The organism is Chloroflexota bacterium (assembly GCA_015478725.1).
In the GTDB taxonomy this organism is placed as follows: Bacteria; Chloroflexota; Limnocylindria; order Limnocylindrales; family CSP1-4; genus C-114.
In genome coordinates this window covers 45,842-70,048 of sequence record JADMIG010000007.1, presented here as the reverse complement: position 1 = coordinate 70,048, position 24,207 = coordinate 45,842, and the positions used below count along the sequence as shown (strand labels likewise).

Below are 24,207 nucleotides of genomic sequence, written 5' to 3'. Positions count from 1 at the left end.
GCCCGGTCTCGCGTCCGGTCAGCGCAGCCCGGCGAGCTCCTGGAGCAGGTGCCAGTTCGCCAGCCGGTCCTCGCGCGTGGCGAGGATCTCGGGCGTCGGCGTGCCATCCGCCGCGAAGTGTGGCGCGAACCGACCCTCTGTCCGGGCGAAGGTCAGGAAGTCGATGACACTGCCGTCCGGCTCCGTCGCCCAGTCACCCCTCGTGGCCGGGTTGCCGGTCAGCGACAGCCGCTCGGCCATCGATGGACCGCGCCGCGGGTCGTAGGTCAGGAGCGGGAATGCGCGGGAGTCGACGGCCAGCTTCGCCTGGCGGCTGGACGAATCGTCGGCGATGCCGTGCTCCGGCATGCACGGCGTGTAGGCCACGACCACGGCGGGCCCCGGGTAGGCGTTGGCCTCCATGATCGAGCGGTAGAAATGGTTGATGTGGGCCGGCGTCGTCTGCGCGACGTACACCTCGCCGTGGGCGATGAGGATCCGGCCGAGCTCCTTGCGGCGTTCGGGCCGCCCGTGGATCGCCGAGCCGAAGGCCGACAGCTTCGTGACCTGGCCGCCGAAGCTCGCCGTCGAGGCCTGACCGCCGGTGTTCGAGTAGACCTGCGTGTCGAGGACGAGGACCTTCACGTCGGCGGCTGCGGCGACCATCCGGGAGAGCGACTGGAAGCCGATGTCGTACATCGCACCATCGCCGCCGATGACCCACAGCTTCCGCTCCGGGAACCCCGCCTGGTCCCACCGCGCCCGGATCCCGAGGGCGACCGCCGGCGCGTTCTCGAAGAGCGAGTTCGTCCACGGCACGAGGTACGGGTTGAATGGGTACGTGCTCCCGTACACCGTGTTGCAGCCGGTGGCGGCGACCACGCCCATGGACTCCGGTCCGTGGACCTGTCGCGTCGCCGCGACGAGCATGCGGATCGCGGTCGCCTCGCCACAACCGGCGCAGCTGCCGGCGCCGCCGACATAGCCGATCGCGTGCTCCCCGAGCATGAGGTCGGCGAGCGCCTTCTCGTTGCGGTAGGCGGGCGGAGTGACGGGCAGCGAACGGAAGAAGCGCTGGTTGCGCTCGTAGCGCGCGAGCGTGCTCTCACCGGACGGCTCGGTCTCGACCTTGTCGATCATGCGGAGCGCGTCGTAGCCCAGGACGTGGCAGACCTCGACGCATTCCGCGCAGCCCTTGCAGTGGATGGGGTCGACGAAGATGCCGAAGGCGGCCGGTTCGAGACCGCGCCGCGAGGGTACCTCCGCGTACTTCTGGGTCCGGACCCAATGGGAGTCCGCCGTCTCGGCCGCCAGGATCGGGTCGGGCTGTGTCGCGGCGAACGTGGCGACGGCCGCGTCCTTCTGCGACTGCGGCAGGGCGACCCCGAGGATCGCCGTGTCGGGGCAGGCGTTGACGCAGGCCATGCAGCCGACGCACGCCTCGGCCACGAACGCCGGAATCCGCGGGGCGAGACGGCTGAAGTCGCGAGTCGCGGCGGTACCGGGCGGGATGATGCTCCGGGCGAGTCCCGCGTCGGCCGGCATCTCGGCGTCTGCCACGCCGCGCCGATATGCCCCCACGATCGAGGCGTTGAAGTCCTCGACGTATGCGCCGACGTCGAGGAGCGGCAGGGTCGCGCCGAGCCGAGCATCGTGACGTTCCTTCAGCACGCCCGTACCCTCGATGAGCGGCGTGGTGTCAGGCATGGACGTGTTCGCCGCCGTCGGGGCGGGCGTCCTCCGTTCCACGGGCCGGATCGCCATCGGCGGCGCCGATCGAGGCCGTTACCTCGATGAGTCCGTCGTACGCGGCCGCGACGACGGCCAGGTTCGCCGCGACGACCGCGTCACCGCGCTTGCCGAAGAAGCGTCCGAGCCGGGCTCGGACAGCCTCGAGCAGCGCCTCGCGCTCGAGACCGGCCCGGGCCGCGAACGGCGCTACGCGGAGGAAGACCCCCGCGAGCGCGACCCCCTGCATCCGGACCTGGAGGTCGGGCCGCGGCGCGTGGACCCGGGCAAGCCGGGCCGTATCGAGCGCGGTCACCCGGATCCGCCGGGCGAGGATCGCCGCCCGGGCGGGTGCCGGGATGGACGCCCAGATCGCCTCCGGGTCGGTGAGCGCGGTCTGGATGAAGAGGGTGCCACCTTCGACGAGGCCCGCGAGGGGGTCGCCGATGCCAAATGCCGAGACGTCGTGGAGTGGAACCATGTCGACCCGGTCGAGCTCGGCGTGGCCGCGGATCGGTTCATCGGCGATCGTCAGGTAGTACGTCGTCGGCAGGCCCTTCTTCTCAGATCCGTAGCGCGGGTAGGCCTGGACGTACAGATCGAAGAGCTCGCCGACGATCGTCGCCACCAGCTTGTTCGTCGTGACGCTGCCGAATCCGCCGATCGAGTGTCCGCGGAGGCTGTAGGCGCCGGTCGGCCGCAGGTCGACGTCGACCCGGGTCAGGGCGAGCGGGTGGCGGATCCCGACGACAGCGTAGCGCCCGATCCGTTCGGGTCGGACACCGTCCAGCGGAGCGTCGGTGTAAAGATGGCGTGGACGGCTCGCCCAGTCGAAGATGGCGACGAGGTCGCCGGCTGCGACATCGCGCGAGCCGAGACCTGCCGAGACCGACAGCACGCGCGGGACGAGCTCGCCCTCGGCAGCCACGTCGAAGAGCGCGGCCTTCACTTCGCGCGTGAGCGGGTTGTCGGCCGCGGCGGGCTCGTCCGTCCGTTCGACGACCACGATCGAACGGGCGTGACGCACGGCGCTCGCGATCGCGCCGGCCGGAAACGGCCGGTAGCTCGTCACGGCAACGCAGCCCGCCAGGCGACCGCCGCGCCGCAGGTGATCGACGACGCTGAGGGCGGTGTCGGCGATCGAACCCATCGCGATGAGGACCGTCTCCGCGTCTTCGACCCGATGGAGCTGGATCGGGGCCATCCGTCGGCCGGTGAGGTCCCCCCAGGTCGTCATCGCCTCGGCGACCGCGCCGGGCAGCCGGTCGTAGTAGGCGCGCTGGGCGATGCGCCCCTTCATGTAGCTGTCCTGGTTCTGGACGACGCCGGTCATGAGCCCCTCGGCCGGATCGAACAGGCTCCGCAGGCGGTCGCGCGGATCGCCGACGAACTCGCGGAGCAGGTCGTCCTCGGGGAGGCGGACGTTCTCGAGCGTGTGGGTCGTGAGGAACCCGTCCTGGACGACGAGGAACGGCGTATCCGTCGCCTCGGCGGCACGCCGGGCGATCGCGGTCAGATCCGCGGCCTCCTGGGCGTTCCGGGCGAAGAGGATCCCCCAGCCCGTGTCCGCCACTCCCATCACGTCGTCGTGGCCGGCGTGGATGTTGAGGGCCTGACTCGTGAGGGCCCGGGCGCCGACGTGGAAGACGACCGGCAGCCGTTTGCCGGCGATGACGTACAGGACTTCCTTCATGAGGATGAGGCCCTGGCCGGCCGTGAAATTCGTCACCCGGCCGCCGGCGAGGGCCACCCCTTCGGCCGCCGAGGCGGACGAGTGCTCGCTCTCCGGCTCGAGGAAGCGAGGGGTGACGCCCCACAGGTTCGGCGTCCCCTCGGCGACCGCTGCCTGGTAGATCGCGGCCATCGTCGTGGACGGGGTGATCGGATAGGCGCAGGCGGCCTCGGAGATGCGCGTCTCGACGTGCGCGATCGCCTCCGAGCCGTCGACGATGGCGGGGATGCCCGGGTAGCGCGCCGTCGACGCCGGCGCCGCGGTCGGACGGGCGGTCGTCGAGCGCTGCGACGCGCGGAGCGCCGAGGACGCGGCGGCGGTCTTCATGATCGATAGGATCGCGGCACAAGCGACGCGATCCGAGAGACGCGAGTCCTGTTCCCGGGGGCCGATCGGCACAGGCGACCCGGGGGCCGATCGGCACAGGCGACCCGGGGGCCGATCGGCACAGGCGACCCGGGGGCCGATCGACCCTGTCAGCCAGAAGCGAGTCCCCCCAGCAGCATCCGGACCGTCTCGTCGTCCACCTGGTCGAAGTGCTCGTACCAGGTTCCGACCGACCGGAAGTCGCGCGGCACCGCCACGGCGACCACCGCATCCGCCACCGCAACGAGCGCTTCGAGCGCCTGCTCCGCCGCGACGGGCACCGCCACCACCACCCGCGCCGCACCGGCTCGGCGGGCGGCCTCGACCGCGATGAGCATCGTCGAGCCGGTGGCGATGCCGTCATCGACCAGGACCGCGGTCACCCCATCGAGCGGCACGGCCGGACGACCAGCCCGGAGCATCGCCGCACGGGCCCGCGCTCGCTCGATCTCGAGAGCGGCGGCGACCCGGAACTCACCGTCCGTGGCGTACGAGCGGGACCAGGGCTCGCGGCGGACGGATCCATCGGCGGCGACCGCACCGATCGCCAGGTCGGCCTGGCCCGGAGCACCGACCTTGTGCGCCACGAGGACGTCGAGCCGGGCTCCCACCCTCCGGGCGATGGCCGCCGCCACCGGTACTCCCCCGCGCGGGATCCCGAGCACGACGACGCGGGTCCCGTCATCGGGCGGCGGTCTGGTCGGATCGGTGAGACCGAGGGCGCCCGCGTCGAGGCGTTCCGCGAGGATCCGGCCGGCCGCGGCGCGATCGCGGAACGGCAGTCGGTCATCAGATCTCGATATATGGGCCATTCGGCACATGGCACCCGTGGGCGATGCGCCCATCCTCCGACTGTGGTGGACGCCGGAGGGGACGCCCGGCGCCCACCCCTTCCCTTGGCCGACCGTCAACCCTGGCCGATCCGACGCTTGGCGACGAAGGCGGCGGCCTGGGCCCGCCGTTCAAGATTGAGCTTCGAGAGGATCGAGCTCACGTAGTTCTTCACGGTCTTGTCGGACAGGAACACCTCGCCGGCGATCTCCTTGTTCGTCTTGCCCTCGGCGACGAGGAGGAGGATCTTCTGCTCCTGCGAGGTGAGCTGGGAGAGCTCGTCGGCGTAGGCACCGGTCGCGATCCGGCGGACCCGCTCGAGGACCTTCTCGGTCACCGCCGGATCGAGGAGCGACTCACCGCGGCCCACCGCCTCGAGCGCGGCGACGAGGTCGCGTGCGCGGACCTGCTTGAGGAGATAGCCGCTTGCCCCGGCGACGATCGCCGAGAGGACCGCCTCCTCGTCCGGATAGCTGGTGAGGATGATGACCCGCGTGGACGGCAGCTCGGCCCGGATCTCGCGGCACGCCTCGACGCCGGAGCCGTCCGGCAGGCGGACGTCCATGATGACGATGTCCGGCTGGTAGCGGTGCGCCATCGCGAGCGCCTCGGCGACCGTCCCCGCCTCGGCGACGACCTCGAATCCCTCCCGCCGGTCGAGGAGCGCGACGAGACCCCGGCGGACGACCTCGTGGTCGTCCGCGACGAGGAGGCGGAGCTGTGCGGCGGGCGGCGAGTCGGACACGGGCGGTACCTCCGTTGGGCTAGGGAGACGGTCGGACCGTCAGAGATCGATGGGGACGCCGAAGGGGACCTGGACCAGGAGCCGGGCACCCGAGCCCGCGACGCTGTCGACGACGAGGTCGCCACCGAGCGCCGCCGCCCGGGCGCGCATGTTCGCGAGCCCACGATGCATCGGGCCGCGATCGGCGTCCGGGTCGAAGCCGACGCCGTTGTCCGAGACGGCGAGGCGGAGTCGATGGTCGAGACGATCCATACGGACGGTCGCCCGCGACGCGCCGGAGTGACGGGCGACGTTGCTCAGCGCCTCGCGCGCGATCTGGAGGAGCTGTGCTCGCTCGTCCTCGCCCAGCTCGTCGCCGGAGATCCCCTCGGTGCTCAGCTCGAGGTCGATCATCGTGTTGATCCGCGATTCGTCGACGAGCGCCGCGAGGCCCTCGATGAGCCCCGCCGTCTCGAGGAGCTCCGGCCGCAGGCCGAAGATGAAGTTGCGGATGTCGCGGATGCCGAGATTGATCGCGTCGATCGAGCGATCGACCCGCGCGGCCGCCTCCGCGGGGTCGGTGGCCATGAGGTCCGCCACGTCCTCGAGCGAGAGCGCGATCGCATACATCCCCTGGATGATCCCGTCGTGGAGGTCCCGGCCGATCCGCTCGCGCTCGCCGACGATCGCGAGCTGCTCGACCTGTTCATGGAGGCGGGCGTTGTCGATGGCGATCCCGGCGTGCAGGGCGAACATCTCGGCGAGTCGCTCGTCCACCTCCGAGAACTCCGCTGCCCCGATCTTGTCGGTGAGGTAGAAGTTGCCGACCGGTCGACCGCGGACCGTGACCGGCACACCGAGGAACGAATGCATCGGCGGATGGTTCGGTGGGAAGCCCGCCCGTCGTGGATCGGTCGCGATGTCCGCGATCCGGAACGAACGGCCCTCGCGGATGATGAGGCCGAGGATGCCGTGACCGCGCGGCAGGGCCCCGACCGCCTCGCGCTCGATCCGGGTGAGTCCGCTGGTGATGAACCGTTCGAGGTGGCCGTCAGGATGGACGATGCCGAGAGCGGCATATCGGGCGTCCACGAGCTCCCGGACGCGGTCCGCGATGAGCTGCAGGACCCGCTCCACGTCGAGGACACCGGCGATGCTCCGGGCGGCCTCGTTGAGGGCCTCGAGCGCGGCGGCGGGCGGAGCGGACGTTCGCGGCGCCGGATCGGTCGGACGCGCAGTCGGTTCGTCGATCATCGCCCGGAGTGTAGACCGCCCTCACAACCGCAGGCGGACGTCCTCACCACCGCAGGCAGACGCCCTCCGGCCCCTCGAAACGGGCCGGACGTCACGTCACGCACCACGTGCCCAGCGCGCACGATTCGCGGCATGGATACGCTGCCGCAGGGCGACCTGCACCACCCGCTCCCCGATGGCCCGTCGCTCAGCCGCCGCGGATTCCTCCGCGGCTCCGTCCTCGCCGGAGGCGGCCTCATCGCGGCCGCGGTCGCCGCCTGCTCACCCATCGGCCAGGCGGGCTGGACGTACCCGCCGGCTCCGTCGACCACCGCGGCCGGATCATCGGGTGCGTCCGGATCGAGCGGCGGTTCGCCCGCCGCATCGGCCGCCCTGCCCACCGCGTCCGGATCGGCGACGGCCGGCGGATCGCCCGCCGCCAGCGCGATGCCGTCAGCGTCGATCCCTGCCGGATGGAGCGAGCACGATGTGGCGGCCAAGGCAGCCGTCGACCGGTTCCTCGGCGGCGAGTACGCCAAGGTCACGGGCGCCGGCAACCAGCCGCTCGCGCCGAGGATCGTCGAGAGCGCCAGGGTCTTCGATCTGACGATCGACAGGATCAGCCACCGGATCGACGCGATGAGCGATCCGGTCGATGCACTCGGCTACAACGGCACGTGGCCCGGGCCGATCCTCCGGGTGACGGAGGGCGACCTCGTCCGGGCGACCTTCACGAACAACCTCGCCGAGACGACCAGTGTCCACTTCCACGGCCAGCATCTGCCGAACGCGATGGACGGCGTCCCGCTCATCACCCAGCCGCCGATCGTGCCCGGAGCGAGCTTCACCTACGAGTTCGTCGCCCAGCCGTTCGGCTCGCACATGTACCACTCGCACCACAACGCCACGGACCAGGTGGGCCGGGGTCTCCTCGGCGCGTTCATCGTCGAGCCGAAGGACCCGAAGCAGCGCTACGACGCGCTGTACGGGGTGACCCAGGAGGTCGTCTGGATCAGCAACGACGAGATCGGCGGCTTCACGATCAACGGCCGGGGCTTCCCGGCGACCGCGCCGATCGTCGCGAAGAAGGGCGAGAAGGTCCTCATCCGGTTCATGAACGAGGGTCTCATGACCCACCCGTGGCATCTCCACGGGATGCACTTCCAGGTGGTCGCTCGCGACGGCTGGCCGCTCGGATCAGCGGCGTTCCGGTGCGACACGCTCGGCGTGAACCCCGGTGAGCGTTACGACGTCGTGATCGACTGCGACAACCCGGGCGCGTGGGCCTTCCATTGCCACATCCTCACCCACGCGGAGGGCCAGCACGGCATGTTCGGCATGGTCACCGCACTCATCGTGTCGTGACCGCGGTGGGCCACTCCCCGTACGGGGCACCGATCCGGTCTCGCCAGGAGACGGTCCTTCTCGCGACGGACCTGTCGCGGTCCTCCTCACGGGCGACGGACGAGGCGATCGACCTCGCCGTCCGCCTGGACGCCCGGCTCCTCGTGGTCAACGTGCTCGACACGCGGCGCGGCCTCCCGCTCGCCGGCCGCGGGCGAGTCCGCCCGGTCGAGGAACGCGAGCAGCGGGCGATCGCCGCCCGCGACCTCGTCATCCGCGCCCGATCGGCGGGCGCCGACGCGACGTTCCTCGTCTGGGAGGGCGAGCCGGGCGACGGGATCGTCGCCGCTGCCGATGCCGAGCACGCGGACCTCATCGTCGTCGGTACGCACGGCCGCGGCGGCGTCGGGCGGTCCATCCTCGGCTCGGTCTCGGACCACGTCATCCGCCACGCGCCGTGCCCGGTCCTCGTCGTCCGTCCGCTCGACGACCCGATCGCGCCGGACGCGCCTTCCGGGACGTCGACACCGGCGGGGTAACCCTCCTCCTCGTGCGCCGGCCGCCGCCAGCCCTCAGCGCGTGTAGGCACCATCGGGATCGAGTTCGACGCGGACGAGGCGCAGCTCCTCCTCGCTCGGCGGCGCCGTCGTCGCCAGCTCCACCGCGACCTTCGGCTCCCAGCCGATCGTGGCCCGCACATCGTCGAGCGTGGCGCCCGGGTGGAGCGCGTCGAGCCGCATCTCGCCGCTCTCGTCGAAGTGGTACACGCCGAGGTCCGTCACGACGACGGACGGGCCGCTGCCGAGCCAGCCCTGGGCGCGCCGGATCCGGGCGGCGTTCTCCGCTCCGCCGAGATTGCCGGGCGACGTCCGGAAGTCGATCCGTTCGACGAAGCTGCGCCGGCTCTGGCGCATGATGACGAACACCTCGCGGGCGTTGATGGCGATCTCACACGCGCCGCCGGACCCCGGCAGCCGGGTGGTCGGATGGTCGTACTCGCCGATGACGGTCGTGTTGATGTTGCCGAAGCGGTCGATCTGCGCCGCGCCGAGGAACCCGACGTCGATCCGCCCGCCCTGAAGGTAGAGGCTGAAGAGGTCCCACATGCTCGTCACCGCGGTCGCCCCGGTGACGATCGTGGGGTCGCCGATGGAGAGCGGGAGGCGAGCGGGCTCGGCCCCAAACACCCCGGCCTCGTAGACGAGCTCGAGGTCCGGCGCCACCGTTCGCTTGGCGAGGTTGACGGCGATGTTCGGCAGGCCGACGCCGACGAAGCAGACGTGCTGGCCGGCGAGCTCCCGCGCGGCGGCGACGATCATCATCTCCGACTTCGTGAAGGCGACACCGGCATTCGGGCCCATCAGCCGTACCGTCCATAGTCGACCGAGCCGGACGGTGCGGTGCCCGAGGGCTGGAGGGCGGCGACTCGCTCCGCCCCGAACCGCTCCGTGTAGGCGGCGCGGCCGTCGAGGTCGTAGACCCACTCGCCGAGCCAGGCCTGGATCGCCGCCTCGTCGCGAGAGATCGGATCCCAGTCGCGGTAGAACCGGTTGTCGCGGTCGTAGGTGCCCTGGACGTACGAGGGATGCGCCCCGAAGGGCTCCACGACGACGGCGTCCACGATGAGCCCGGGGATGATCGTCCGGTTCGGGTCGGCCCGGATGACCGCCTCGTCGACGAGTTCCTCCACGACCACGATCACCCGGTCGGCCGCGAACGCCGCCTCCTTCTGGCAGCCGAGGAGGCCCCAGGCCTGCGTGTCGCCTCGCGCGTCGGCCCGCTGGGCGTGGACGATCGTCACATCCGGCCGGAGCGGCGGGACGGCATAGACCACCCCGTCGCCGTAGGGCGACTCGATCGGTCGGATGAGCGGGTTGGCGACCGGCATGTCCGTCTCGAAGTAGCTCCGGAGCGGGTAGAACGGCAGGTTCGCCGCCCCCGCCGTGTAGCGGCCGACCATCCCGAAGTGGCTGTACTCCTCGATCTCGAGCGGCGCCGGGTCAGCGTCTTCGATGCGTCGGCGGATGGCGTTGAGCCCGCCGACACCGGGGTTTCCGAGCCAGCTGAAGATGAGCTTGCGGGCGACGCCGGCGGCGACCATCTGGTCATAGATGAGATCCGGAGTCAGGCGGGCGAGGGTGAGGTCGCGCTTCCGCTGGCGGATGATCTCATGGCCGGCGGCGAAGCTGATGAGGTGGGTGAAGCCCTCGATCGCGACGGTGTCGCCGTCTCGAACGAGCTCCGCGACGGCGTCCCGCATGGAAGCGACCTTGGAGCCGGCCATCGGCCGATTATCCGCGACCGGCCGAGCGGCCGGCGCCCGTTCCGACGCCGCTCAGCCGCGCCCGGCCACGTCCGCCACGGCCTCGCCGAAGAGGCGGAGCGCCGTTTCCATCTCGGCCGCGCTGACGGTGAGTGCCGGCGACATCCGGACGGTCGACCTGCCGCACTCGAGGATGAGGAGGCCGCGCTGGAAGGCGGCGGTCTGGACCGCGTCCGCATGGGCCGCCGTATCGAACTCGATCCCGATCATGAGGCCCTTCCCGCGAACCTCCCGGACGAGGCCCGGGTGCCGCGCGAGGAGCGCGTCGAGCCCGGCCATCGCCTGGCGCCCGCGCTCGGCCGCATTCTGGACGAGCCCACCCTCGAGGAGGAGGATCGTCTCGAGGGCCGCCGCGCAGGCGAGCGGATTGCCGCCGTACGTGGAACCGTGGGCGCCCGGACCCCACGCCTCGAGGAGCTCCGCGCGGGCGACGAGCGCGCCGAGCGGCATGCCCGACGCGATCCCCTTGGCGGTGAGGAGAATGTCCGGCTTCACGCCCCAATGGTCGACGGCCCACATGCGGCCGGTCCGCCCGGCCCCGGACTGGATCTCGTCGGCGACGAGAAGGATGCCGTGCCGATCGCAGATCGCCCGGAGCCCCTCGAGGAAACCGTCCTCCGGGACGATATAGCCGCCCTCGCCCTGGATCGGTTCCACGAAGATCGCCGCGACCTCGTCCGCCGGGACGAGCTTGTCGAAGAGGACCTCGTCGAACCAGCGCAGGTCGGCGACCGCCCCGAACGGGGCGTGGTAGACGCCGGGGAGCAGCGGCCCGAAGCCGGCGTGGTACTTCGCCTTCGAGGCGGTAAGCGAGACGCTCCCGTAGGTCCGGCCGTGGAACGCGCCGAGGAAGCCGACGATGTACTGCCGCCCCGTCGCGTGGCGGGCGAGCTTGATCGCCGCCTCCACGACCTCCGTCCCGCTGTTGCCGAGATAGGCACGCGCGCGGCCCTCGATCGGGGCGATCCGGGCGAGCTCGCGGCAGACCTCCGGGTAGATCGGGAGGTAGAAGTCCGAGGCGCTGAAATGGATGAGCTGCTCAGCCTGGCGCTGGACCCGCTCGACGATCGCGGGATGGGAATGCCCGGTCGAGTTCACCGCGATGCCGGCCGCGAAGTCGAGGAAGAGATTGCCGTCGATGTCCTCGACGACGAGGCCCTCGCCCCGGACGGGCACGATCGGATAGGCCCGCGGCAGGCTCGGCGACGTCCATGCCTCGTCGAACGCGATGTGGGCGCGCGCCTTCGGCCCGGGCAGCTCGGTCACGATGTGGGGCACGGTGGGAGCTTGCGCGAGCCGCGTCGCCGTCGACGTCACGGGGCACCTCGGAGCGTTGGTGGAGCGCCGGATGGATACGAATCATCCAGTCTGGATAGCGCGGCGAGTATAGCCGAGCGCTTCGGCCGTCCCGCGTCAGTCGACGACGGTCTGGCTCTGCTCGCGCATGAACTGCTGGACGTAGTGGAAGCCGCCGCCGGCCTTGCCGGTCGCGGTCGAGCCCTTCCAGCCGCCGAACGGCTGGATCCCCGGCCAGGCGCCGGTGGTCGCGCCGGCCCGCCGGTTGACGTAGACGACGCCGGCCTCGATCCGATCGAGGAAGCGGTCGCATTCGGCCCGATCCTCGGAGTAGAAGCCGGCCGTGAGCCCGAGCTCGTGGGCATTCGACAGGTCGAGGGCCTCGTCGATCGAGTCGACCGCGGCGACGACCGTGAACGGGAGGAACAGCTCGTCGTGGAACAGCCGATGGTTCGCCGGCAGGTCGCCGACGACCGTCGGGGCGACGAAGAAGCCCGCATCGAGGCCGTTCTCCGTCACTCGCTCACCCCCGATGAGGAGGCGTCCATCGCGGCGGGCCTCGACGACCGCCTCGGCATACCGATCGACCGCCTTCGCGTTGATGACCGGCCCGAGCCAGTTGCGCCGATCGACCGGGTCGCCGATCGTGATCGCCTCCGTCTTCTCGATGAGGCGACGGGTGAAGTCGGCGAGGACCGGGCGCTCGACGTAGACCCGGCTGTTCGCCGAGCACTTCTGGCCGCTGAAGCCGAAGGCGGCCCGCATGACTCCCTCGGCCGCCTCGTCGAGATCGGCGTGGCGCGACACGATCGCCGGGTTCTTGCCGCCCATCTCCACGATGGCCGGCTTCGGGTAGCGGCGGGCGAAGTGCCGGTAGAGGTGGAAGCCCACCTCGAAGCTGCCGGTGAAGACGATCCCGTCGACCCCGTCGTTCTCCTGGAGCTCCGCCCCGACGGACTCGCCGGGGCCCATGACGAGGTTGAAGACGCCGTCCGGGACGCCCGCCGCGCGCATCGCCTGGAGGAGGCACTGGCCGGAGATCGGGGCGTCCGAGCTCGGCTTGTAGACCACCGTATTGCCGGCCACGAGCGCGCCGCCGGCCGGTCCGCCGGACAGGGCGAACGGGAAGTTGAACGGGCTGATGACGCCCCACACGCCGTACGGCCGCAGGACGCTCCGGGTGTGGACGGCCGGGTCGCCGAGGTTGCCCATCGGATCGTCGAAGCCGTGGTTGCGCTCCATCATGTCGCACGACCAGCGGATGAGGTCGGCGGTCTCCTCGACGTCGCCGAGCGCCTCGAGGCGGTTCTTGCCGACCTCCATCGAGAGGAGCGCCCCGAACTCCATCTGGCGCTCGCTGATGACGTCCGCGACCCGGCGAAGGAGCGTAACCCGCTCCTGCCACGGTCGGTGGCTCCAGGCCGGGAACGCCTCGCGAGCTGCCGCGATGGCGGCCCGGACGTCCTCCCGGCTGCCGCGGGCGAACGTCCCCATGACGGACTGGTCGATCGGGGAGCGCTTCTCGAACGTCCCGTCGCCGTCGCGCTCCACGCCACCGATGAAGTTCCGCTGGTACCCGCCGAGCAGCGACGCGCGGACCTTCTCGAGGCCCGCCTCGAACTGCGCGTGGAGCTCGTCGTTGTCGTTGCGGAGGGTGGCGTAGGTGATCTTCAGGCGTGGGCGGGCGTCGGTCGTCATCGGCCTAGTCTAGCGCCGCCACGACCTCGGCCAGGGAGGCCGCGACGAGGTCGGGAACACCTCCGCCGCGGCGGGCCGTCGCCGCCCGGTCGAGCTCGGCCTGGCCGTGCTTCCCCGAACGCACGAAGACGCCGCGGAGGCCCGACCGCTGCGCCGCGAGGACGTCCGTCCAGAGGTCGTCGCCGACCATCGCGAGATCGTTTCGGGTCGCGCGGCGCCCCGAGGACGACGCGATCTCGACGGCGAGGTCGGTGGCGGCCGCGCGGAAGAAGGCCGCCGACGGCTTGCCGAGGATGACGGCCCGGACGGAGGCGGCGAACTCGAGCCCCGCGACGTAGGCACCGGAGTCGAGGGTGGGGCCGGCCGCTGTCAGCCACCAGCGGTTCTTGTGCATGCCGATGAGCCGGGCACCGTGCCGGATGAGTCGGAAGGCCCGGTTGAGGTTCTCGAACGTCGCCACCTCCGGCGAATCCCCGACCACGACGGCCGCCGCCTCGGCATCCGGCGCATCCGCCTCCTCCGCCTCGAGGAGCCGCTGGCCCGCGAATTCGGTGCGGGCATCCGCGGAACCCAGGACCAGGATCGGCCGACCGGGATAGGTGCGTGCGGTGTATGCCGCACTCACGGACAGCGCGGAGAGGATCCGCTGCGGGGCGATGTCCATCCCGAGGCCCCGCCCCCACCGGGCGAGCGTCGCCCGACTGACGAGCGAGGTGTTCGTCACCACCCGATAGGGGATCCCGCGACGGTCGATCTCGGCGAGCGCATCGGCAGCCCCGGGGATCGCCGCTCCGCGAAGGACGAGGACACCATCGAGGTCGAGGAGGAGGCCGCGGACGCTGCTCAGCGGAGACATGCCGCGACGGTACCGCATCGGGCGGGGCGGCCGCGGCCAGCCGCGGGCGGCCGCGGGGCGGCGGGCGCGGCTGGGGCGGAGAGTGCACGGTTGCCTGGGTCGCGCCGGATACGGGCCCCATGCGTGGTAGGACCGCTCTCGCGACCGGCCGACCGTCCGGCGAGCCCTCGTCCCGATCGGGACGCGATCGGAACGCCGCGCGCCCACGCTCGACGGGCCCTCGGAACCAGACGGCCGCTCTTCCCTCACGCCGAGGAAGCCGAGCCTGACATGCACGAGACGCGCGCGCGGCGCGGACCTCGCTGGTTGCCTAACCTGCCTTCGACGTCGCGCTCGAGGATGGGTCCTCGCTCACCGTTTCACCCAGCGACAGCGTGAACGCCACGAAGGCGAGCAGCGCGCCTAGTGCGATGAAGAGCCCGATCGAGAATCCGCCCACGACGGTCGCGATCAGCAGACCCAGCACGGCCGATCCCACGAGTGCCCGGCTCGATCGATGGCTTCGCGTGGTGATGAGGGAGCCCATGCCCACGACGGCAAAGAGCGCAGCGATGAGCGCGAGGGCCACGATCGCCTGCGGGTCCAGGCCGATCTGTAGCGCGCTGCTGCCGGTCATCGTCGTGACGCCCGGATTCGTCGAAGTCGAGGACGCGGACGTGTACGTCGGCAGGAGCAGGAACGCGGCGATGCCGGCGAACCCGACGGCACACGAGACGAGTCCAAGGTAGAGCGAGGGCGGACGCTTCGATGCCACGAGCGGCGAAGCGTCCACTCCCTCCGCCCTGTCTGGTCCGCTTCGGTCCAGCAGCCAGAACGCCGCTGCCGCTGGTGCGAAGTACAGGCCACCGAGAACGAAGGCAGCCACGCAACCAAGGAGGAGGACCAGGTCCAGGCGCATGCGTGCGGCGCGATCCCGGCCGCGGCCTGCGATCCGCAACGAGGCGATGATGGCGATCCACACCACGCCGGCGATCAGGCCGATGATCGTCTGCGAGAGGGCGATCATCGGGACGAGGGCGGCGAGCCAGGGTACCGGTCGAACGAGCGTCGACACGTTTGACAGCCCTCCCTCCACGCCGTGAACGTTCGTCAAGAACCCACGATACCCCTGAGGGTCTGCGCGCTGGATCGCCTGTGGCACGCACCCGACGCGTAGACTCCCGAACGGTCGGTATGCTCTCCGGCACCGGAGCTGCTTGCGGAAGAGGGATCGGCGATGGGGTTGCTCGACGGGCGCAAGGCCCTCATCTTCGGGGTCGCGAACGACCACTCGATCGCCTGGGGCATCGCCGAGGCACTCCACGCCGCGGGCGCGGTCGTCGGCTTCTCGTCCGTCGAGAGCCTCATCGAGCGGCGCGTCCGCCCACTCGCGGAGCGGATCGGCTCGACGTTCGTCGAACCCTGCGATGTCCAGAAGGACGACGAGATCGCCCGGGTGTTCGACCGCTGGGGCACGGCCCACGGCGAGCTCGACATCCTCGTCCATGCCCTCGCCTACGCCAGACGCGAGGATCTCGAGGGGGCATTCGTCGACACCTCGCGGGAGGGATTCGCCCTCGCCCTCGACGTTTCCGCGTATTCGCTCGTCGCGCTCGCCCGGGCCGCCCGGCCGCTCCTGCACCATGGTTCGTCCATCCTCACCCTCACCTACTACGGGGCCGAGAAGGTCGTCGCCAACTACAACGTGATGGGCGTGGCGAAGGCGGCGCTCGAGGCCTCCGTCCGCTACCTCGCCGCCGATCTCGGACCGTCCGGCGTGCGCGTGAACGCCATCTCCGCCGGGCCGATCCGGACGCTCGCCGCCGCCGGCATCAGCGGCTTCAAGTCGATGTACGGATCATTCGCCGCGGTCGCCCCCCTCCGTTCGAACATCTCGATCGAGGACGTCGGAAGGACGGCGGTCTATCTCGCCTCGGACCTGTCATCGGCCGTGACCGGCGAGGTCATCTACGTGGACGGCGGGTTCAACGTCCTCGGCGTTCCGACACCGGAGGCCTGATCCCCGGAGTCCGAGGCCCCGACGGCGTGCGGCGAGACCTCCACCTCGTGCGGGAGCCAGAACCAGCGGAGTGTCTCGAAGTCCGGCCCGACGGCGAGCGAACGAGACGCATCCGTCGCGGCACGGATCGGCGGCGGCGGTGATCCGAGCAGGGCTCGCGCCTCGGCGAGATGGTCCGCCAGCCGCGCTTCCGGTTCGCGGTGCCGGTGGGCCCGATACGTCATCCGGCCGCCCTCGTACCCGATGTCGTCGAGCGAGAGTGGCGGCTCGACGACGCCGCCGGCGTGGCGCCACATCCCGGTCGCGGGATCGAACGCGTACTGCGGCAGGAGGCGCCAGCCGTCGGAGGCGACGAGCTCGATCGCGGCGAGGATGAACTCGAAGATCGTTTCACTGATGAAGTAGTTGAAGTTGACCCGGACCCAGCCGGGCTTGATCCCCTCGCAGCCCCGGCCGATCTCGCGCTCGAACTCGTGGGACGTCTCGAGGTCGATGCCGAGCAGCCGGTGGCCGTACGGCCCGGCGCACGAGCAGCCACCCCGCGACTGGATGCCGAACAGATCGTTGAGGAGCGCCACGACGAAGTTGTGGTGGAGGTATCGGCCGTCGTGGCGGACGACGAAGCTGACGATCGACAGGCGCTCCGCGGCCTGGTTGCCGAGGATCTCGATGTCGGGGTGACGGCTCCACCGATCGATCGCCCGGCGGATGAACGACGATTCCCGCTCGCGGATCGCTGCCTCCCCCACCGCCGCCTTGAGCCCGAAGACGAGGCCCGCCCGGATCGATTCGACGATCGCCGGCGTGCCGCCCTCCTCCCGGTGCTCGATGTCGACGAGGTAGACGTGCTCGGTCGGGTTGACGTAGGCGACGGTCCCGCCGCCGGGCATCGTGGGGACCCGGTTGCGGAACAGCTCCCGCCGCGCGACGAGGACGCCGGGCGTGCCCGGACCGCCGATGAACTTGTGGGGCGAGATGAAGATCGCGTCCTTGTACGCGAGTGGGTCGTCCGGCGGATCCATCTCGATCGAGACGTAGGGCGCCGCGGCCCCGAAGTCCCAGAACGAGAGCGCGCCGTGCTCGTGGAGGAGCCGGGCGATGCCGTACGTGTCCGAGACGATGCCGGTGACGTTGCTCGCGGCGCTGAAGCTGCCGATGCGGAGCGGCCGGTCCGCGTGGCGCTCGAGCTCGTCGCGGAGGTGGGCCGGATCGATGTGGCCGTCCGCGTCCTCGCGGATGACGACGACGTCGGCGATCGACTCCCGCCACGGGAGCTCGTTGCTGTGGTGCTCGAACGGCCCGACGAAGACGACCGGCCGCTCGGCGGACGGGATCCGGGCCGACAGGCCGTAGCGATCGTCGAGCTCGGCCGGGATGCGCAGGCCGAGCACGGCGACGAGCTTGTTGACGGCGGCCGTCGAGCCCGATCCGGTGAAGATGACGGCGTGCGCGTCGCCGCCGCCGACCGCATCGCGGATGATCCGCCGGGCCTCTTCGCGGAAGCGTGTCGTCTGCAGGCCGGTGCCCGAAGACTCGGTGTGCGTGTTCGCGTAGAGGGGCAGGACCGCGTCCCGGATGTAGTCCTCGATGAACGTCAGCGATCGGCCGGACGCCGTGTAGTCCGCGTACGTCACACGCCGAACCCCGAAGGGCCCCGCCACCGCCTCGTCCTCGCCGATGACGGAGGCGCGGATGGTCTCGATGAGGCTCGCCGGTTCGGACATGGGTGGATGGTACCGCCGCCCGCCGCGCGCGCCCCGCGACCGGATTCTCGCGACCGGCAATGAAACCATTGCGCATATTCCACGCATCGCGTATGGTGCGCGGGCGATGCGCTCCTCCTTCGACCAGCAGGCGAAGCAGAAGCTCTGGCGGCCCTGTCGGGAGGCACGGGCCCTGGGGCTCTGATCGGCGCGCACAGACGACCGAATGGGGCCTCCGGGACGGAGGCTCAGGGGCCGCGGACACCAACGGGTGACCGCGGCTCGTTCGTTCTGTGCGACGAAGTCTCCGAACCACCGGCCCCTCGACCACGAGGGACGACGACATGGACACGATCATCTTCGGCGATGGAGGCCTGGGCCGGGCGATCGCGGCCGGCTTCGCTGAACGCGGCGGCGCACCGCCCCGCGTCCTCGGCCGGCCCGCGACGGGCCGCCATGACCCGCGGGACCTGAACGAACCGGACCTCGCCATCGACGCCTCGCGCGGCGATGCGGTGGTCGGCGATGTCGCCGCCGCGCTCGCCGCCGGCTGCCGCCGGTTCGTCATCGCGACCACCGGCTGGGACGGCGACCGATCGGCCGTCGACACCGCGCTTCGCGACCATCGCGCGACGGCGGTCGTCGGCGCGAACCTCAGTCTCGGGGTCGCGCTGTTCGGTCGGCTCGTCGATCGAGCGGTGGAGCTGCTCGGTCCCATCGACGCCTTCGACCCGTATCTCCTCGAATGGCATCGCCGGTCCAAGCTGGACCGGCCGTCCGGGACCGCAAGGGAGCTCTCGCGCCGCATCCTCGCGGCGCACCCGAGGAAGCGACGCCTCCACGATCCGCGCGACGACGGGCCACTCGCACCGGACGAGCTCGATGTCGCGGTCGTGCGAGCCGGCTCATCGCCCGGCATGCACCTCGTCGGCTTCGACGCGCCGGGCGAGACGATCGAGCTCCGGCTCACCGCCCGCGATCGATCGGCCTATGTCGCCGGCGCGCTCGCCGCGGTGGACTGGCTGATCGCCGCCCCGCGGACGCCGGGGATCGTCGAGTTCACCTCGATCGTCGACGAGCTCATCGCGCCTCAGGCTGTCGCCCTCGCCCGGGCCGGCTGACGCCGACCACCCGACCACCCGACCACCGGACCACCCGACCACCCGACCACCCGACCACCCGACCACCCGACCACCGAAAGGATCCCTCCGATGTCACCTCGCACCAGCCGACCCGCGACCCGCCCCGCGCTCCGCGGCGCCTTCACCGCCCTCGTCACCCCGTTCACAGCCGACGGCGCCGTGGACGAGGGGACCCTCCGCGAATTCGTCCGCTGGCAGATCCTCGCCGGCATCGACGGCCTCGTCCCGTGCGGCACCACCGGCGAGGCGCCGACCCTCTCGACCGGGGAGCGGGAGCGGATCGTCGCCCTCACCGTGGAGACGGCGGCCGAACGACCGTCGCGCTCGCGGGTGACGGTCGTCGCCGGCACCGGCACGAACGACACCGCAGCGACGATCCGGGCCACCCGCCGGGCCGCCGAGCTCGGGGCGGACGCCGCGCTCGTCGTCGCGCCGTACTACAACCGGCCGGACGGGCGGATGCTCGAGGCGCACTTCCGCGCCGTCGCCGACGAGGGCGATCTGCCGATCGTCGTGTACAACGTGCCGTCGCGGACCGGCTCGAACGTCCCTGCGGACGTCTTCCTGCGGCTCGCCGAGCATCCGCGGGTCATCGGGATCAAGGAGGCGTCGGCGAACCTCGACCAGATCGCGGTCATCTGCCGTGATCGCCCGCGCGACGTCGCGGTCCTCGCCGGCGACGACGCCTGGACGCTCGCGGTCCTCGTCATGGGCGGCGACGGCGTCATCTCCGTCGCCTCGAACGAGATCCCGGGCGAGATGGTCGCCCTCTGCGCCGCGGCTCGCTCCGGCGACTTCGAGACCGCGCGCCGCCTTCACACCCGCTGGTTGTCCCTCTTCCGGGCGAACTTCATGGACGCGCCGAATCCCGTCCCGGCGAAAGCCGCCCTGGCCCTCATGGGCATCCTCCGCAGCGACGCGGTCCGCGGTCCGCTCCTCCCGCTCGAGGAACCGGCCCGAGCGAGGCTCGCGGCCGTGCTCCGCGATGCCGGGCTCATCGAGACGCCGGCCGGCCGAACCCGGACGGCAGGGACCGCGGTCGCGGCGGGAGTGGTCGCGTGATCGCGCCTGGGCCCGGCCGGCCAGGGTCCGCGGCGGCGCTGGATCCGCGGACGATCCTCGATGAGCTCGACGCCGGCCGGGTCCGCGCCGCCTGGCCGGACCCCGCGGTGCCCGGCGGCTGGCGCGTCGACATCGCCGTGAAGGCGGCGATCCTCGCCCGCTTCGCCGATCGGACCACCGTCGATCGCGACCTCGGCGGCGTCTTCCAGTTCCGCGACCGGGCCGGCCTCCCGCTCAAGACGCTCCTCGACGGACCGCTCGCCGAGACCGCCGCCGCAGCCGGTCGGCCGTGGCGGATCGTCCCGGGCGGGACCACCATCCGGGCCGGCGTCCATTTCGGACCCGGCGTCGTCGTCATGCCGCCGTCGTATGTCAACGTCGGCGCCTGGATCGGCGAGGACACGATGATCGACTCGCACGTCCTCGTCGGCTCGTGCGCCCAGATCGGTGCTCGCGTCCACCTCGCCGCGGGCGTCCAGATCGGCGGCGTCCTCGAGCCGCCGGGGGCACGGCCGGTCGTGGTCGAGGATGGCGCGTTCGTCGGCGCCCAGTGCGGGCTCTTCGAGGGTGTCCTCGTCGGGGCCGAGGCGGTCCTCGCGGCAGGGACGATCCTCACCGGGACGTCGCGCCTCTACGACCTCACGACGGACGACGTGCTCACCGGCACGGCCGACGCGCCGCTCGCGATCCCGCCGCGGGCGGTCGTCGTCCCCGGATCGCGCACGCTCGACGGGACGTTCGCCCGGACGCACGGCCTGTCCGTCTCGACCGCCCTCGTCGTGAAGTACCGCGACGCCGGCACGGACGCCCGGGTGGCGCTCGAGGAGGCGCTCCGATGACGGCACCGGCGGCGATCGAGGTGGCGGCACCCACCGATCTGGCGACACTGGCCGAGACGTTCGGCACGCCGCTCTACGTCTACGACCTCGCCGTCATCGAGCGGCAGGTCGCCGCGCTCGTCGCCGCACTCCCGCCGGCGTTCGAGCTTGCCTACGCGGTGAAGGCGAACCCGGCGCTGGCGGTCGTGTCGTTCCTCGGCTCGCTCGGCCTCGGGGCGGACGTCGCGTCGGGCGGCGAGCTCGAGACCGCTCGTCGGGCGGGGATCGACCCGTCGCGCATCGTCGTGACCGGCCCTGGCAAGCGGACCGACGAACTGCGGGCCGCTGTCGAGGCGAGCGTTCGGGCGATCACCGTCGAGTCGCCCGGCGAGCTCGAGCGCCTCGAACGCCTGGCGGCGGAGAGCGGGCGGCGCGTCCCGGTCCTGCTTCGGGCGGCCGTCCCGAGTGCGGCCCAGCTCGAGCGCCTCCGGATCGTCGGTGACGCGGGGGCGGGCAAGTTCGGGATGGGCCTCGCGGACCTGCGGGCCGCGGCCGTCGCGGCGGCCCGGTCGCCGCACCTCGAGCCGCTCGGGATCCACGCCTTCGGGGCCTCGAACGTCCTCGACGCGGCGGCACTCGCCGACCACGCGGCCTGGGTGGTGGACCTCGGCCGGACCATGGCCGCGGAGGCTGGTTTCCGCCTCCGGCTCGTCGACGTCGGCGGCGGGCTCGGCATCCCGTATCGGCCGGACGAACGAGCGCTCGATCTCGACGAGCTGGCGCGCCGCCTCGCCTCACTCACCGAGCGCGTCGCCGCGGACCCGGCGACCCGAGGCCTGCGGATCCTCGTGGAACCCGGGCGGTATCTCGTCGGCCCGGCCGGAACGTACGTCGCCCGAATCGTCGACACGAAGGCCGTCGACGGCTCGACCGTCGCGATCCTCGATGGCGGGATCAATCACCTGCTCCGTCCGGTCCTCGTGGGCCAGGAGCACCGGATCCGGCTCCTGCCCCGGACCGGGGAGCGGCTCACGGACCGGGCAGCCGGTGCCGCTGAGCCGACGCGGGTGACGATCGCCGGACCGCTCTGCTCCGGGCTCGACGTGCTCGCCGCGTCGACCGTCATGGCGGCCCCACGGCCGGACGATCTCGTCGCCGTCCTCGACGTCGGCGCCTACGGATTCGCCGAGTCGATGCCGCTGTTCCTCTCCCACCCGATGCCGGCGGAAGTCGCGATCCGGGACGGTCGGGCCGCGCTCATCCGGCCACGGATGGAGCCGGCCGAGTGGCTCGACCGCCAGATCGTCCCGTGGGCGACGACGGACGAGCCGTCCGCGAGCCGCCCCGGCGGGGGCGTCGCGATGGTTCGGTGACGCGCCCGCGGGCCGAGTATCGTGACCGCGAAGGAGGCTCGCCGTGTTCGTCCCACTCTCCGTCCTCGAGTTCCGCGACCGGGCGGAGACGTTCTTCGGCGACAGGATCGGCGTCGTCGACGGGGATCGCGAGTACACGTACCGAGCGTTCGCGGAGCGGACCCATCGGCTGGCGAACGCCCTCCGGCTCCTTGGCGTCGAGGCCGGGGACCGGGTGTCCTTCATCACCTACAACACGCACCACCTGCTCGAGGCCTACTACGGCGTCCTCGAGGCCGGGGCCGTCCTCAACCCGATCAACATCCGCCTCGCGCCGGCGGAGATCGCATACATCCTCGACCACGCCGGCTCCCGGATCGTCGCGTTCCACGCGGACTTCCGGCCGCTGGTCGAATCGATCGGGCCGCAGCTCGCGTCCCGACCGGCCTTCGTCATCCTCGACGGCGAGTCCGACGGCATCGCCGACCACGAGTACGAGGCGTTCCTCGCCTCCGCATCCACCGAGCCACTCCATCCGGTGATCGACGAGAACGCGATGGCGGAGCTCTTCTACACGAGCGGCACGACCGGGCTTCCGAAGGGCGTCGCGATGACGCATCGCGAGCTCTACCTCCACAGCCTCGCCGCCCAGCTCGGCCTCGGGTTCACGGAGGACGATGTCGTCCTTCACGTCGTGCCGCTCTTCCACGTCAATGGCTGGGGGACGCCGCACTTCCTCACCATGATCGGCGGCCGGCACGTCATGCTCCGCCGCTTCGATCCCGCCGCCCTCATGGAGCTCGTCGCCCGCCATCGGGTCACCCGGCTCCTGGCGGTGCCGTCCATCTTCACCGCGCTCCTCAACCACCGCGAGCGTAGCCGGTACGACCTCTCAAGCCTCCGCCAGGTCATCGTCGGCGGGTCGCCCGCCTCGCCGGCGCTCATCCGTTCGCTCGAATCCGAGCTCGGCGTCCGGGCGATCGTCGGCTATGGCCTCACAGAGACTTCCCCGATCATCACCCTCGCCCAGCCGCGGACCGCGCTCACCGCGGCCGAGCCGCCGGAGCGGCGGGTGGAGCGCCAGGCGATGACCGGCTGGGCGATCCCCGGCGTGCGGATCCGCGTCGTCGACGGAGAAGGTCGCGACGTCCGGCCGGACGGTGAGCAGATCGGCGAGATCGTCGTCCGCGGCAACACGGTCATGGACGGCTACTACCGCGACCCGGAGGCGACCGCCGCCGCCATCCGCGACGGCTGGCTCCACACCGGCGACATGGCCACGATGGACGCCGCCGGCTACCTCCTCATCAAGGACCGCTCGAAGGACATCATCATCTCGGCCGGCGAGAACATCTCGTCCGTCGAGATCGAGGTCGCGATCGGCGCCCATCCGGCGGTCCTCGAATGTGCCGTCATCGCCGCCCCGGACGACGCGCGCGGCGAAGTGCCCGTGGCGCTCGTCGTCCGCAAGCCGGATGCGACCGTCTCGGCGAAGGAGCTCCGCGCCTGGTGCCGGAGCCGGCTGGCGGTCTTCAAGGTCCCCCGCGAGATCCAGTTCCGCGAGTCGCTCCCGAAGGGTGGCACCGGCAAGGTCCTCAAGGCGGAGCTCCGCGAGCCGTTCTGGGCCGGGATGGAGTCGCGGGTCCACTGACGCGGGGGGTCGGATCCCGAGGCGATCGGGGCGCGGTCACTGGCTCAGCGCCCGAGCTCCTTCCGGCAGCCTCTCACCAGCTCCGATCACGACCTTCCTGGGGGCCGAACGGATGGCGACACGCCGACGCCTGGGCGAGAGCCCGGCTCGCCAACGGTCGAACGCCGCGATGGGAATGCGGATGATCCGAGGCGACACCCGCAACGCTGGAAGCTCGCCCCGGTCGATGAGATCGAGAACAGCGTCATCACTCATGGCGAGGGCCACCGCGACTTCCCTGGGAGTGTAGTAGAGCTTGTCCATCGGTCTCTCCAGCGTGAGCGGTATCAGCAGGTTACCGCTCACGCCGCTGTTGGCAAACGCGGCTGGG

The 24,207-nt window shown here is 71.5% G+C and carries 21 protein-coding genes; 8 read left to right on the top strand and 13 right to left on the bottom strand.

Annotated elements, in window-relative coordinates; genetic code table 11:
- Window positions 1-18: 18 nt before the first annotated feature.
- The 5 genes from IVW53_07095 to IVW53_07075 form a co-directional block, all read right to left on the bottom strand.
- Complete coding sequence (locus IVW53_07095) at window positions 19-1,686, bottom strand: 4Fe-4S dicluster domain-containing protein (GenBank protein ID MBF6605334.1); 1,668 nt, start codon at window positions 1,684-1,686, stop codon at window positions 19-21.
- Window positions 1,679-3,766 (bottom strand): 2-oxoacid:acceptor oxidoreductase family protein, encoded by a 2,088-nt coding sequence (locus tag IVW53_07090; GenBank protein ID MBF6605333.1) that lies wholly within the window; start codon window positions 3,764-3,766, stop codon window positions 1,679-1,681. Before IVW53_07090 ends, IVW53_07095 begins: the two co-directional genes overlap by 8 nt.
- 149 nt (window positions 3,767-3,915) lie before the next feature.
- Window positions 3,916-4,587: a phosphoribosyltransferase gene (locus IVW53_07085; GenBank protein ID MBF6605332.1), complete on the bottom strand. Its 672-nt coding sequence runs from the start codon at window positions 4,585-4,587 to the stop codon at window positions 3,916-3,918.
- Between the two features lie 125 nt (window positions 4,588-4,712).
- On the bottom strand, window positions 4,713-5,381 hold the full coding sequence (locus IVW53_07080) for a response regulator transcription factor (protein MBF6605331.1): 669 nt from the start codon (window positions 5,379-5,381) through the stop codon (window positions 4,713-4,715).
- A gap of 39 nt (window positions 5,382-5,420) precedes the next feature.
- Window positions 5,421-6,614: a GAF domain-containing sensor histidine kinase gene (locus IVW53_07075; protein ID MBF6605330.1), complete on the bottom strand. Its 1,194-nt coding sequence runs from the start codon at window positions 6,612-6,614 to the stop codon at window positions 5,421-5,423.
- Window positions 6,615-6,746: 132 nt separating this feature from the next.
- On the opposite strand from IVW53_07075, the gene IVW53_07070 reads away from it, so the two are divergent.
- Together IVW53_07070 and IVW53_07065 are read left to right on the top strand one after the other, a co-directional pair.
- The gene (locus IVW53_07070) at window positions 6,747-7,958 is read left to right on the top strand and encodes a multicopper oxidase family protein (GenBank protein MBF6605329.1); all 1,212 of its coding nucleotides are present in this window, start codon (window positions 6,747-6,749) and stop codon (window positions 7,956-7,958) included.
- Window positions 7,955-8,476, top strand: a complete 522-nt coding sequence (locus IVW53_07065) for a universal stress protein (GenBank protein ID MBF6605328.1) — start codon at window positions 7,955-7,957, stop codon at window positions 8,474-8,476. The genes IVW53_07070 and IVW53_07065 overlap by 4 nt, the downstream gene beginning before the upstream one ends.
- Before the next feature lie 33 nt (window positions 8,477-8,509).
- On the opposite strand, the gene IVW53_07060 is transcribed toward IVW53_07065, so the two are convergent.
- The 6 genes from IVW53_07060 to IVW53_07035 form a co-directional block, all read right to left on the bottom strand.
- Window positions 8,510-9,298 carry a CoA-transferase subunit beta gene (locus tag IVW53_07060; protein ID MBF6605327.1) on the bottom strand — a complete coding sequence of 263 codons (789 nt, stop codon included), beginning with the start codon at window positions 9,296-9,298 and terminating at the stop codon, window positions 8,510-8,512.
- The gene (locus IVW53_07055) at window positions 9,298-10,221 is read right to left on the bottom strand and encodes a CoA transferase subunit A (GenBank protein MBF6605326.1); all 924 of its coding nucleotides are present in this window, start codon (window positions 10,219-10,221) and stop codon (window positions 9,298-9,300) included. The genes IVW53_07060 and IVW53_07055 overlap by 1 nt, the downstream gene beginning before the upstream one ends.
- Window positions 10,222-10,272: 51 nt before the next feature.
- On the bottom strand, window positions 10,273-11,577 hold the full coding sequence (locus IVW53_07050; GenBank protein MBF6605325.1) for an aminotransferase class III-fold pyridoxal phosphate-dependent enzyme: 1,305 nt from the start codon (window positions 11,575-11,577) through the stop codon (window positions 10,273-10,275).
- A 96-nt stretch (window positions 11,578-11,673) separates the two neighbouring features.
- The gene (locus IVW53_07045; GenBank protein MBF6605324.1) at window positions 11,674-13,254 is read right to left on the bottom strand and encodes an aldehyde dehydrogenase family protein; all 1,581 of its coding nucleotides are present in this window, start codon (window positions 13,252-13,254) and stop codon (window positions 11,674-11,676) included.
- A gap of 4 nt (window positions 13,255-13,258) precedes the next feature.
- The gene (locus IVW53_07040) at window positions 13,259-14,110 is read right to left on the bottom strand and encodes an HAD-IIA family hydrolase (GenBank protein ID MBF6605323.1); all 852 of its coding nucleotides are present in this window, start codon (window positions 14,108-14,110) and stop codon (window positions 13,259-13,261) included.
- Between the two features lie 310 nt (window positions 14,111-14,420).
- Window positions 14,421-15,203 (bottom strand): hypothetical protein, encoded by a 783-nt coding sequence (locus IVW53_07035; GenBank protein ID MBF6605322.1) that lies wholly within the window; start codon window positions 15,201-15,203, stop codon window positions 14,421-14,423.
- Between the two features lie 123 nt (window positions 15,204-15,326).
- Between IVW53_07035 and IVW53_07030 the strand changes: the two genes are divergently transcribed.
- Entirely contained in the window at window positions 15,327-16,109 is a 783-nt protein-coding gene (locus tag IVW53_07030) for an enoyl-ACP reductase (GenBank protein ID MBF6605321.1), read from the top strand.
- On the opposite strand, the gene IVW53_07025 is transcribed toward IVW53_07030, so the two are convergent.
- Window positions 16,058-17,833 carry an aminotransferase class V-fold PLP-dependent enzyme gene (locus IVW53_07025; GenBank protein MBF6605320.1) on the bottom strand — a complete coding sequence of 592 codons (1,776 nt, stop codon included), beginning with the start codon at window positions 17,831-17,833 and terminating at the stop codon, window positions 16,058-16,060. The two genes, IVW53_07030 and IVW53_07025, sit on opposite strands and share 52 nt — an antisense overlap.
- A 323-nt stretch (window positions 17,834-18,156) precedes the next feature.
- On the opposite strand from IVW53_07025, the gene IVW53_07020 reads away from it, so the two are divergent.
- The 5 genes from IVW53_07020 (at window position 18,157) to IVW53_07000 (ending at window position 23,837) form a co-directional block, all read left to right on the top strand.
- Entirely contained in the window at window positions 18,157-18,933 is a 777-nt protein-coding gene (locus IVW53_07020; protein ID MBF6605319.1) for a hypothetical protein, read from the top strand.
- Between the two features lie 90 nt (window positions 18,934-19,023).
- The gene (locus IVW53_07015) at window positions 19,024-20,016 is read left to right on the top strand and encodes a 4-hydroxy-tetrahydrodipicolinate synthase (protein ID MBF6605318.1); all 993 of its coding nucleotides are present in this window, start codon (window positions 19,024-19,026) and stop codon (window positions 20,014-20,016) included.
- A gap of 38 nt (window positions 20,017-20,054) precedes the next feature.
- Complete coding sequence (locus IVW53_07010) at window positions 20,055-20,855, top strand: 2,3,4,5-tetrahydropyridine-2,6-dicarboxylate N-succinyltransferase (GenBank protein MBF6605317.1); 801 nt, start codon at window positions 20,055-20,057, stop codon at window positions 20,853-20,855.
- A complete protein-coding gene (lysA, locus tag IVW53_07005; protein ID MBF6605316.1) occupies window positions 20,852-22,207 on the top strand; it encodes a diaminopimelate decarboxylase in 1,356 nt (451 codons plus the stop codon). The genes IVW53_07010 and lysA overlap by 4 nt, the downstream gene beginning before the upstream one ends.
- 43 nt (window positions 22,208-22,250) lie before the next feature.
- Window positions 22,251-23,837, top strand: coding sequence for a fatty acid--CoA ligase (locus tag IVW53_07000; GenBank protein ID MBF6605315.1), 1,587 nt, complete (start codon window positions 22,251-22,253; stop codon window positions 23,835-23,837).
- Window positions 23,838-23,873: 36 nt separating this feature from the next.
- Here IVW53_07000 and IVW53_06995 read toward each other — a convergent pair whose 3' ends face one another.
- Complete coding sequence (locus tag IVW53_06995; GenBank protein MBF6605314.1) at window positions 23,874-24,182, bottom strand: helix-turn-helix domain-containing protein; 309 nt, start codon at window positions 24,180-24,182, stop codon at window positions 23,874-23,876.
- Window positions 24,183-24,207: the final 25 nt, after the last annotated feature.